The organism is Pseudomonas taiwanensis DSM 21245 (assembly GCF_000425785.1).
In the GTDB taxonomy this organism is placed as follows: domain Bacteria; phylum Pseudomonadota; class Gammaproteobacteria; order Pseudomonadales; family Pseudomonadaceae; genus Aquipseudomonas; species Aquipseudomonas taiwanensis.
In genome coordinates this window covers 444,418-455,682 of record NZ_KE384450.1, presented here as the reverse complement: position 1 = coordinate 455,682, position 11,265 = coordinate 444,418, and the positions used below count along the sequence as shown (strand labels likewise).

The 11,265-nt window shown below is 61.4% G+C and carries 10 protein-coding genes; 4 read left to right on the top strand and 6 right to left on the bottom strand.

All coding sequences use genetic code 11. The features are described from left to right. The first annotated feature begins 274 nt into the window (after nucleotides 1-274). Both H620_RS0120975 and H620_RS0120970 read left to right on the top strand, forming a co-directional pair. Complete coding sequence (locus tag H620_RS0120975) at nucleotides 275-907, top strand: TetR family transcriptional regulator (protein WP_023378507.1); 633 nt, start codon at nucleotides 275-277, stop codon at nucleotides 905-907. 102 nt (nucleotides 908-1,009) lie between these two features. Continuing rightward, the gene (locus H620_RS0120970) at nucleotides 1,010-2,107 is read left to right on the top strand and encodes an AGE family epimerase/isomerase (RefSeq protein ID WP_027907976.1); all 1,098 of its coding nucleotides are present in this window, start codon (nucleotides 1,010-1,012) and stop codon (nucleotides 2,105-2,107) included. A 56-nt stretch (nucleotides 2,108-2,163) separates the two neighbouring features. Here H620_RS0120970 and H620_RS0120965 read toward each other — a convergent pair whose 3' ends face one another. The 6 genes from H620_RS0120965 to H620_RS0120940 all read right to left on the bottom strand — a co-directional run bounded on the left by H620_RS0120965 (nucleotide 2,164) and on the right by H620_RS0120940 (nucleotide 8,648). Beyond that, the gene (locus H620_RS0120965; protein ID WP_023378505.1) at nucleotides 2,164-2,931 is read right to left on the bottom strand and encodes an SDR family oxidoreductase; all 768 of its coding nucleotides are present in this window, start codon (nucleotides 2,929-2,931) and stop codon (nucleotides 2,164-2,166) included. A 628-nt stretch (nucleotides 2,932-3,559) separates the two neighbouring features. Next, a complete protein-coding gene (locus H620_RS0120960; protein ID WP_027907975.1) occupies nucleotides 3,560-4,276 on the bottom strand; it encodes an ABC transporter ATP-binding protein in 717 nt (238 codons plus the stop codon). Continuing rightward, entirely contained in the window at nucleotides 4,273-5,148 is an 876-nt protein-coding gene (locus tag H620_RS0120955; RefSeq protein WP_023378503.1) for an ATP-binding cassette domain-containing protein, read from the bottom strand. The genes H620_RS0120960 and H620_RS0120955 overlap by 4 nt, the downstream gene beginning before the upstream one ends. Continuing rightward, nucleotides 5,145-6,443 (bottom strand): high-affinity branched-chain amino acid ABC transporter permease LivM, encoded by a 1,299-nt coding sequence (livM, locus tag H620_RS0120950; RefSeq protein ID WP_023378502.1) that lies wholly within the window; start codon nucleotides 6,441-6,443, stop codon nucleotides 5,145-5,147. Before livM ends, H620_RS0120955 begins: the two co-directional genes overlap by 4 nt. 2 nt (nucleotides 6,444-6,445) lie before the next feature. Then, nucleotides 6,446-7,360, bottom strand: coding sequence for an ABC transporter permease subunit (locus H620_RS0120945; protein ID WP_013974411.1), 915 nt, complete (start codon nucleotides 7,358-7,360; stop codon nucleotides 6,446-6,448). 151 nt (nucleotides 7,361-7,511) lie between these two features. Next, on the bottom strand, nucleotides 7,512-8,648 hold the full coding sequence (locus H620_RS0120940) for a branched-chain amino acid ABC transporter substrate-binding protein (protein WP_023378500.1): 1,137 nt from the start codon (nucleotides 8,646-8,648) through the stop codon (nucleotides 7,512-7,514). Between the two features lie 479 nt (nucleotides 8,649-9,127). Between H620_RS0120940 and pncB the strand changes: the two genes are divergently transcribed. Then, nucleotides 9,128-10,333 carry a nicotinate phosphoribosyltransferase gene (gene pncB / locus H620_RS0120935; protein ID WP_027907974.1) on the top strand — a complete coding sequence of 402 codons (1,206 nt, stop codon included), beginning with the start codon at nucleotides 9,128-9,130 and terminating at the stop codon, nucleotides 10,331-10,333. A gap of 3 nt (nucleotides 10,334-10,336) precedes the next feature. Then, a complete protein-coding gene (gene nadE, locus H620_RS0120930; RefSeq protein WP_023378497.1) occupies nucleotides 10,337-11,164 on the top strand; it encodes an ammonia-dependent NAD(+) synthetase in 828 nt (275 codons plus the stop codon). The last annotated feature ends 101 nt before the right edge of the window (nucleotides 11,165-11,265 follow it).

Sequence of the window (11,265 nt, the reverse complement as noted above, 5' to 3'; positions counted from 1 at the left end):
GCTCCGGCCGTGTTGCCGAAGGTGGCTCGGACCGTCTGATCGAACGCTCCGGTCGTGTTGCCGAAGGTGGCTCGGACCGTCTGATCGAACGCTCCAGCCGTGTCGCCGAGGGTGGTTCGGATCGTCTGGTCGAACTCAGCCGTGTGAGCTGATCGCCATGGCCGAAAAGAACAATCCCACGCAAAGCGCCTGCTCCCCTCCAAGCCCGGTCCATTGACCGGGCTTTGTTTTTTTATCCAGAATGCCCAGCCGTACAGCCACAGAATTCGCCCCCATGCTGCCTCGCGCCGAACAAAAGCTACAGACCCGCCAGGCCCTGCTGGACGCTGCCTGCCAGTTGATGGAGAGCGGCCGTGGGTTCGGCAGCATCAGCCTGCGTGAAGTCGCCAGGGCCGCGGGCATCGTACCCACCGGTTTCTACCGGCATTTCCCTGACATGGACGCCCTGGGCCTGGCCCTGGTCGCCGAGGTCGACGCCACCTTCCGCCAGACCATTCGCCTTGTTCGGCACAACGAATTCGAACTTGGCGGCATCACCGATGCTTCGGTACGCATCTTCCTCGATGTGGTCGCGGCTCACCGTGCCCAGTTCCTGTTTCTGGCCCGCGAGCAATACGGGGGTTCACAGGCAGTACGTCAAGCCATCGCCGGTTTGCGCCAAGGCATCAGCAACGACCTGGCGACCGACCTTGGACGCATGAAGCGCTGGCAACATCTGGATCAGGCCGCGTTGGCCGTGATGGCCGACCTTGTGGTCAAAACCGTGTTCGCAACCTTGCCCGAACTGATCGACAGTCCGGAGCCTGGTTATCCACAGGCACTGACGCCACAAGAGAAGATCACCCAGCAACTGCGCTTCATCTTCGTCGGGGCACGACATTGGCAGGGGTTGGGCAATCCTGGCTGATCGACTGGCTGCAGCGGCCGGGCTCCTGGCAGGCTGGCACGAACAATCCCCAACCTCACTTCTGCTAACATGGCGCACTGCCCGATTGCGACGAGCGCCTTCATGTCCGACCCCCGCCCCACCCTGCCCGAACTGGCCCGCTTCAACCAGCACTTCGCCGAGCGCATCGTGCCGCTGTGGCAAGGCCCGGGCTGGAACGCCGACATGGCCCTGCCCTACGAGGCGCTGGACGCCCAGCATCGCCCGCTGCCGGTCCAGCGCTACCGCGCCATGGCCTGCGCCCGCCAACTCTACCTGTTCAGCAGCCGCATCGAGCAGCCCGGTGCAGCGGAACGTGCCGCCGCGCTGTTCCGCTCATTGCAGCGGCATTTCCACGATGCCGAGCACGGCGGCTGGTTCTACAGCATCGATGCCGACGGCAAGCCACTGGACACCCGCAAGGACCTCTACACCCACGCATTCATCGTGTTCGCCTGCGCACACTACTGGGGCAAGGTGCGCGAGAGCCTGGTGGAGTCCACCCTCAACGCAGCCCTGACAGTCATCGCGCAACAATTTGCCCGCGACGACGGCCTGTACGAAGCCAGCCTGGACCAGGATTGGTCGGATCTGGGTAGCGGACCGCTGCAGAACCCGCAGATGCACCTGGCCGAGGCCCTGCTTCAGGTACTGGCAGTGCGCGAGGACGACCAGGCACGCCAGGCACTGCTGCGGCTGTGCGACGCCCTGCACGCGCACTTCATCGAGTCGGAGCACGGCCTGATGCTGGAAAAACCGCGCGATGCTGTGGATAACTGGTTCGAGCCGGGCCATCAGTTCGAATGGTTCTACCTGCTCGATACCTCACCGCTGCTGCGCGAAACCCCACTGCATGCAGCGATAGACCGCGCATTCGACTATGCCGAGCGGTGCGGCGTGAAGGACGCGGCCGTGCTGGCGATGCTGGATGTGAACGGCAAGGTGCTCGATGCCACCCAGCGGATCTGGGCACAGGCGGAATACCTGCGGGCGCTGGTGTTGCGGCCAGAGGGACTCGCGAAACTGCCTGCGCAGTTGAAGGCGATGGATCAACGGTTCCTTCACGCTGGCGGCTGGTATGAGTGCCGGGATGGTCAGGGCGCTGTCAGCCGCCACGACATGCCTTCAACCACCCCCTATCACTTGGCGACCTGCCTGCAAGGCCTACAGCGCCTGAACTGACGCAATTCCGCTCCCGAAGGCTCATGCGAGCCTTGCAGGAGCGGGCTGGCCGCCGATCAGCCCTTGGCCGAACGGTCGATCGAAAAACCTGCCCAGTCTTGGCTCACCGGCATCAGCTCCAGGCTGTTGATGTTGATGTGCGCCGGCTGGTTGAGGATCCAGAAGATCGTGTCGGCGATATCCTGCGGCTGAATCGGCTCGGCGCCAGCGTAAGTGGCGTCATACTTGGCTTGGTCGCCCCCGAAACGCACCAGCGAGAATTCGCTCTCGCACAGGCCCGGTTCGATGTTGCTGACGCGCACGCCAGTGCCACGCAAGTCGCAACGCAAGCTCAACGAGAATTGACCGACGAACGCCTTGGTACCGCCATACACGTGGCTGCCAGGGTACGGATAGTTGCCGGCCACCGAACCCACATTGAGGATCGACGCACCACGGCCATGGGCGATCAACCGCGGCAGCAGCAGGCGGGTGGTGTACATCAGGCCCTTGATGTTGGTGTCGACCATGGTTTCCCAGTCATCCAGGTCGCACTTCTGCGCCGGGTCCGCCCCCAGCGCCAGGCCCGCGTTGTTGACCAGGCCGCGCAATTTCTCAAAGCCTGCCGGCAGGTTGGCAATGGCATGTTCCATGGCCTTGCGGTCACGCACATCCAGGACCAGGCCGTGCACTTCGGTCTTGGCCGCCAACTCAGCGCACAGGGCGTCCAGGCGATCCTTGCGGCGGCCTGTCAGGATCAGCTTCCAACCCGCCTCGGCAAAGCGCCGTGCGGTGGCCTCGCCGAAACCGGAAGTCGCGCCTGTGATGAATACGGTGGACGTCATGCTCTGTTCCTCGCTGTGGATTATCGTCGGCAGGGTTTGCAGCATGCCTTCCGAGCGCGCGGGCAGCAAGCCGTGTCCTGCGCTGGTCATTTTTTGTACATATGCTCGGAAGCCTCGGAACAGAGGGCCCGCCGGCAGGTATGCAGAACTTATCCACAAGGCTTTCCCCACGGATTGGGGGCAACTTATCGACACAGCGGAACCCTTTCAGCTTACTGCGGTCGTCCGCCACGGTCTTCATGATGGCCCAGGGCTTTCAAACATGCCGCCTACAGCGGACTGTCCAAGGCTTTTTCACAGAGTTATCCACAGGCATTGAACGCGCGTCGATCATCCCTGCCTGGGCAAGAATCCCCAGGAAAGTCATGTACTAAGGCTGCTTGATCAAAAAACGACCGATCCTTTGCAGGCCCCGTCGTTAAAGGGATACAACGAGATGCCACCATGTTTTCCACAGGCGGTTCCACATTATCCGTGGAAAAATAGAAACTGTGGAAACAATGACTTGCGAGTGGATTCTGGCGTGCTTCGGAAAAGATATGCGACAAGTTGTCCACATCGCCGGCAAGCCGGCTCCTACAGGTTGAAGCGCTCGCTGCAGGAACCGGCTTCCCGGCGTTTGGATGACTCAGTGCCCGCCCAGGTAGGCGTTGCGCACCTCCTCGTTCACCAACAACTCCTGCCCCGTGCCGGTCATGCGAATCTGCCCGTTGACCATCACGTATGCCCGGTCCGACAGCTTCAGCGCATGGTTGGCGTTCTGCTCTACCAGGAAGATGGTCATGCCGGTCTTGGCCAGCTCCCGCAGGGTGGAGAAGATCTGCTTGACCACGATCGGCGCCAACCCCAGCGATGGCTCGTCGAGCAGCAGCAACTTCGGCCGGCTCATGAGCGCGCGAGCGATGGCCAGCATCTGCTGCTCACCACCGGACATGGTCATGGCCCGCTGGTTGCGGCGCTCCTTCAGCCGTGGGAACAGCTCGAACATGCGCTGCATGTCTTCGTTGGCGTATTGGTCGCCAATGGGGATGGTGCCCATCATGAGGTTTTCCTCGACGGTCATGTCGGGGAACACCCGACGCCCTTCCGGCGACTGGGCGATACCGTTGGAGGCGATGTAGTGCGACGACTTGCGGGTAATGTCGGTACCGCGATAAATGATTTGCCCGGACGCAGCCCGCGGTTGACCGAATATCGACATCAGCAGTGTCGACTTGCCAGCCCCGTTGGCGCCGATCAGGCTGACCGTCTCGCCTTCGTTGATATGCATCGAGACTTTCTTCAGCGCCTGGATCGGCCCGTAGAACACGTCCAGGTCCTTCAGCTCGAGAATGGGTGCACTCATACCAGTTCCTCTTCATCGGCACCCAGATAGGCGGCAATCACCGTCGGGTTGTGGCGAATATCCTGTGGCGAGCCTTCGGCGATCACGTTGCCGTGGTCCAGCACGACGATGTGGTCGGAAATACTCATGACCATGCCCATGTCGTGCTCGATCAGCACCACGGTGATGTCATGCTCGTCACGCAGCACACGGATCATGCCGCTCAGGGCTTCGGTTTCCTGCGGGTTGAGGCCGGCAGCCGGTTCGTCCAGGCAGATGATCTTCGGCCGGGTGCACATGGCGCGGGCAATTTCCAGGCGCCGCTGCTGACCATACGACAACTCGCCCGCCAGGCGGTTGGCACAGTCGACCAGGTCGACCACCTCCAGCCAATAGAACGCATGGTCGAGTGCATCGCTTTCGGCCTTGCGGTAAGCCTTGGTGTTGAGCACTCCGGCCAGCAGGTTGCGGTTGACCCACATGTGCTGGGCCACCAGCAGGTTTTCCACCACCGACATTTCCTTGAACAGGCGAATGTTCTGGAAAGTGCGCGCCAGGCCCGCACGGTTCACCAGGTGGGTGCCGCCGAACATCTTGTAGTACAAACGGTTGGCAAAGCGCGCGGGCGAGACGAAGTCCGCAGCCTGGAAACGCTCGCCGAGCAACTGGATCACATTGGTGTGGCTGCCGCGCACATTCAGTTCGATGCGCCCGCCACTGGCCTTGTAGAAGCCGGTGAGGCAGTTGAACACTGTGGTCTTGCCCGCGCCGTTGGGGCCGATCAGGGCGAAGATTTGGTTCCGCTTGACCTTCAGGCTCACATCGCTGAGCGCCTTGATGCCGCCGAACTGCATCATCAGGTTGTCGACCGAGAGAATGATATCGTCGCTCATGGCGCCACTCCTTTACGCGGGACCACACCGGTGCGGCTGATGCGGATCAGCCCACGCGGTCGCCAGATCATCATCAACACCATCAACACGCCGAACAGCAATACACGGTACTCCGAGAAACTGCGCAGCAGTTCTGGCGCCACCGTCAGCACGAACGCCGCAATCACCACACCCACGGTCGAGCCCATACCGCCGAGCACGACGATGGCCAGAATCAGCGCTGACTCGAAGAAGGTGAACGAGGACGGGTTGACGAAGCCTTGGTAGGTGGCGAAGAACACACCGGCCAGGCCAGCGGTGGAAGCGCCCAGGGTGAAGGCCGAGAGTTTGACCAGTACGTGGTTCAGGCCCATCGAACGACAGGCGATTTCATCTTCGCGCAGCGCTTCCCAGGCACGACCGACGGGCATGCGGGTGAGCCGATGCTTGATGTAGAGCACCGCCAGCACCACCAGGAACAGCACGGCGTAGATGAACACGAACTTCAAGTTGGCGTTGTAGTCGATGCCGAGGAATTCATGGATAGGCACCCCACCATCCTTGGCCCGACGACCGAACTCCAGCCCGAAGAAGGTCGGTGACGGCGCCGGCATGCCATTGGGACCACCGGTGAACGACAGCCAGTTGTTCAGCACCAGGCGGATGATCTCGCCGAAGCCCAGGGTCACGATCGCCAGGTAGTCACCGTGCATGCGCAACACCGGGAAGCCGAGTATGCACCCCGCTAACGCCGCGGCGATGGCGGCCAATGGCAGCACGCTCCAGAAGCCCAGCCCAAGGTATTGATAACCCAGGGCCAGACCGTAGGCGCCAATGGCATAGAAGGCCACGTAACCCAGGTCGAGCAGACCGGCCAGACCGACCACGATATTCAGGCCAAGGCCCAGCAGCACGTAGATCAGGCCGAGGATGACCACGGTAAGCAGGTACTTGTTGGCAAACACCGGGAAGACGATGGCGATCACCACCAGCGCCGGGATGATGTAGCGCAGGCGCGACTTGTAGTCAGGCGCACGCACATGCACGCCCGAGCCACCACTCTCGAAGCCCTGGAGCATGCGGCGTCCGGCGGCGGTCTGCAGGTACAGGCTGAGCAGGAAACGCCCGGCCATCACCCCGCCGACCAGCCAGGCGACACGGGTGGGCTCGGCGTTGAAGCTATAGCCGTCGAGCACCACGCCGACGACCGGACCGAAGACAATGAGTGCCAGCAGGCCGGCGACGATGGTCTCCAGCAAGCTGCGTTTGAGGTCGAAACCTTTTTCGATAACAGGGGCAGTATTGGCAGCGGACATGTTCACACCTTAGCCACGAGCGGGCGACCCAGCAGGCCTTGTGGGCGGAAGATAAGGATCATCACCAGCAACGAGAAGCTGAACACATCCTTGTAGTCTGAGTTGATCAGGCCAGAGAACAGCGACTCGGAAATCCCCAGGATGATCCCGCCCAGCATCGCGCCAGGAAGCGAGCCGATGCCGCCGAGTACCGCTGCGGTGAACGCCTTGATCCCGATGATGAACCCGGCATAGAAGTCGAAGGTGCCGTAGTTCATGGTGATCAGTACGCCGGCTAGGGCGGCCATCACCGCGCCAATGACGAACACGTAGGAAATCACCCGGTCGGTATTGATACCCAGGATCGAGGCCATCTTGCGGTCTTGCTGGGTGGCGCGGCACATACGGCCGAGCTTGGTGTACTTGATCACGTAGGTGAGCAAGCCCATGCCGACGAAAGCGGCTACCAGAATGAAGATCTTGGTGTAGGTCAGTTGCACGAAGCCGGTGCCGACTTCGACGCGCCAGGCGCCTTCCAGCAGCGTTGGAACGCCTTGCTGGCGAGCACCCTGGCTGATCTGCGCATAGTTCTGCAGGATCAGCGAGATGCCGATGGCACTGATCAGCGGTGCCAGTCGGGTGGAGTTACGCAAGGGTTTGTAGGCGATGCGCTCGATGGTAAAGCCGTAGACGCCAGTGACGACGATGGTGAACAACAGGGTGCCCAGCATCAGCAGGGGGAACGACTCGATACCGAAGTAAGCCAGCAATGCCAGGCTGATCGCCGCGAGGTACGCGGAAATCATGTACACCTCGCCGTGCGCGAAGTTGATCATGCCGATGATGCCATAGACCATTGTGTAGCCGATGGCGATCAGGCCATAGACCGACCCTAGGGTCAGGCCGTTGACCAGTTGCTGCAGGAAAATACCATCCATAACGCAATCTCACCTGATTGAGATTGCACGAGCGCCGACCACGGCGGGCCACGGATGAAGCGGCCCTCGCAGCGCAGAACTGTGCAGATCTACGGATAAAGACAGGTACCGCGGGGCTATGGCCCGAAGCATGCCCCGGGCCTGGCCGTTCTTATTTTTGTTTATCCAGCTGGTGGTACTTGCCGTTGGCATCCCACTGGTAGACCACGTAGTCGGACACGGTCAGGTCGCCCTTGCTGTCCCACTTCTTCTCGCCCATGACCGTCTTGACCGGGTTGGCCTTGAGCCACTTGGCAGCATCTTCGCCTTTGTTCGACTTCGCGCCATTGAACGCGGCAGCCAGCGCCTGGAGCGAGGCGTAGGCATACAGGGTGTAGCCTTCAGGCTCGGTACCGGCCTTGCGGAACTCTTCCACCACCGACTTGCTGTCCGGCAGCAGGCGCGGGTCGGCACCGAAGGTCATGTAGACGCCATCGACGTATTGGGCGCCGCCAGCGGTGGAGACCAGTTCGTCGGTGACGATGCCGTCATCGGACATGAACTTGACGTCCTTCAGGCCTTGTTCGCGCAGCTGGCGCACCAGCGGGCCAGCCTCTGGGTGCAGGCCGCCGAAGTAGACAACGTCGGCACCGGCAGAGCGGATCTTGGTGACCACGGCGCTGAAGTCTTTCTCGCCGCGGGTCAGGCCTTCGTACAGCACCGGCTTGACGCCACGCTTCTCCAGCTGCGCCTTGGTCGCGTCGGCCAGGCCTTGGCCATAGGTATCCTTGTCGTGCAGGACGGCTACCTTCTTGCCCTTGAGCACGTCAACGATGTAATCGCCAGCGACGATGCCCTGCTGGTCGTCGCGCCCACACATGCGGAACATGGCGGAAAGCCCGCGCTCGGTGACCTGCGGGTTGGTGGAGCCTGGGGTGATGGCGATCACGCCAGCCTCATCGTAGACCTCGGAAGCGGGGATGGTGTTGGAGGAACAGAAGTGGCCCACCACGCCGGCCACCTTGTCCTGGTCAACCAGGCGGTTGGCCACGGCCACGGCTTGCTTCGGTTCGCAGGCATCATCGCCTTTTACCAGAACGATCTTCTCGCCGTTGATGCCACCCTCGGCGTTGATCTTGTCGGCTGCCGCTTGGGCGCCCTTCATGTACTGCTCGCCAAACGCTGCGTTGGCACCCGTCATGGGGCCAGCGACGCCGATCTTGATGTCGGCCTGAACATACGAAGAAACACCCAGTGCCGTAGCTACGGCCAGAGCCAGGAAACCTTTCTTGTAAAACGTCTGCGACATGAGGTGGTGCTCCTAGAGTTTTTTTGGTTGGCACTACAACTTCTCAGCCCTGTACTTGGAGCAAGGGCCGTGCCATCGGTAATAAGAACTGGAAAAACTCACTGCAAGGGTCGTGTCCAAGCGACCGACGGCCTTTTCTTTATTGAGCGTGCAACCGTCTGCCGCGCGGCGGGCGCCACCACACGTACAGACAAGGAGCAACCATCGGGTGCCATCATTGCAACCTCGGCAAGTGTTTACGTGCAACCTGCCTGTAACAGCGGACGTCACCGAAGTGCACACCGCTGGTGCGCGACTGCTACAGACCGCACCGCTTCAAGGCTAGCTCGTGCACGAAAAAACACCTGATTTGCCCGAAACGCCTTCAATCGTTACCTGTCTGCACGACTCGACTTCCCCGCCACAGCACCTGCATCGACACATCAGCACTGAAAAGGCTGGCACAATGTTCGCCATTCGCCGCTTTTGGAGCCCCTTTAATGAGCGAGAGCGCATTCGCCGAGCGCATCGTGCATAACCTGCTCGACACCGACTTCTACAAGCTCACCATGATGCAGGGCGTGCTGCACAACTACCCGGATGCCGATGTGGAATGGGAATTCCGCTGTCGTAACGGCGAAGACCTTCGTCCCTACCTTGGCGAGATTCGCAACCAGATCGAACGGCTCGGCGACCTGACCTTGGACAAAGGCCAGTTGGCCTTTCTCGAACGCATCAGTTTTCTCAAACCCGACTTCCTGCGCTTTCTCGGGCTGTTCCGCTTCAACCTGAGCTACGTCCATCTGGGCATCGAGAACAACCAGCTGTGCCTTCGGCTGCGCGGCCCATGGCTGCATGTGATCCTCTTCGAAGTGCCCCTGCTGGCCATCATCAGCGAAGTGCGCAACCGCCACTTGCACCCGCGCATGCGCCTGGCCGAGGCTCGCGACCAGTTGCATCGCAAGTTCGACTGGCTGCGCGCCCATGCCAGTGAAGACGAGCTGGCCGAATTGCAGGTCGCTGACTTCGGCACACGTCGGCGCTTTTCAAGCCGCGTCCAGGAAGAGGTGGTGCGGGTGTTGCGCGATGACTTCCCGGCGCGGTTCGTCGGCACCAGCAACGTCGACCTGGCATGGAAACTGGATGTCAAACCTCTCGGCACCATGGCCCATGAATGGATCATGGCGCACCAGCAACTGGGGCCACGGCTGATCGACAGCCAGATCGCCGCCCTCGATTGCTGGGTCCGCGAATACCGTGGCCTGCTCGGTATCGCCCTGACCGACTGCATCACCATGGACGCATTCCTGAGCGATTTCGACTTGTACTTCGCCAAGCTGTTCGATGGCCTGCGCCATGACTCGGGGGACCCGGTGGCTTGGGCGGAAAAGGCCATCGCCCATTACCAGAAACTCGGTATAGACCCCATGACCAAGACCCTGGTGTTTTCCGATGGCCTGAACCTGACCCGCTCGCTGGAAATCTTCCGCGCCCTGCGCGGTCGCATCAATGTCAGTTTTGGCATCGGCACCAACCTGACCTGCGACATTCCTGGGGTGGCGCCAATGAACATCGTGCTTAAAATGACCGACTGCAACGGCTCGCCGGTGGCCAAGATCTCCGACGAGGCTGCCAAGACCCAGTGCCGCGATGAAAACTTCGTCGCCTACATGCGCCACGTATTCAAAATCCCCAGCAAGGAGTAACCCATGCAAGCCGTTCAGCAAGAGATTGCCCAGGCGCTCAAGGTACAGCCGCCGTTCGCCGACGCAGCCGCAATCGAGGCCGAAGTCGCCCGGCGCGTGGCCTTCATCAAGGATTGCCTGGCCAATGCCCGGCTCAAGACCTTGGTACTGGGCATCAGCGGCGGTGTCGACTCGCTGACCGCCGCCCTGCTCGCCCAGCGGGCGATCAACGAGTTGCGCGCCGAGACTGGCGATAAGGCCTATACCTTCATCGCCGTGCGCCTGCCTTACCAGGTGCAGCACGATGAGCATGACGCCCAGGCCTGCCTGGACGTGATCAAGGCCGACGAAGTGCACACGGTGGATATCGCCCCGGCAGTACGCGCCCTGGCATCTGAAGTGAAAGCACTGGAAGGCGGCTCGCCGTCGATGGTGGATTTCGTGGTGGGCAATACCAAGGCCCGCATGCGCATGGTGGCCCAATACACCATCGCGGGCGCCCGCGCTGGCCTGGTGATCGGTACCGATCACGCCGCAGAGGCGGTAATGGGCTTCTTTACCAAGTTCGGTGATGGTGCGTGTGACCTGGCTCCGCTGAGCGGTCTGGTGAAAAACCAGGTACGAGCGATCGCCCGTCGTTTCGGTGCGCCGGAATCATTGGTGGAGAAAGTGCCGACCGCGGACCTCGAAGACCTCGCGCCGGGCAAGCCGGACGAAGCGTCCCATGGTGTGACCTACCAGCAGATCGACGCGTTCCTGCATGGGCTGCCAGTGGATCAGGAAGCGTTCAACATCATCGTGAACACCTACCGCAAGACCCAGCACAAGCGCGAACTGCCGTTCGCCCCTTGAGCCGTCTGGTGCCGCTTTGCGGCCCTGTCGCGACACAAGGCCGCGCCCACGAGGACTGCGCAGTGCTTGAGAAAGCGCTAAATCCTGTGGGAGCGGCCTTG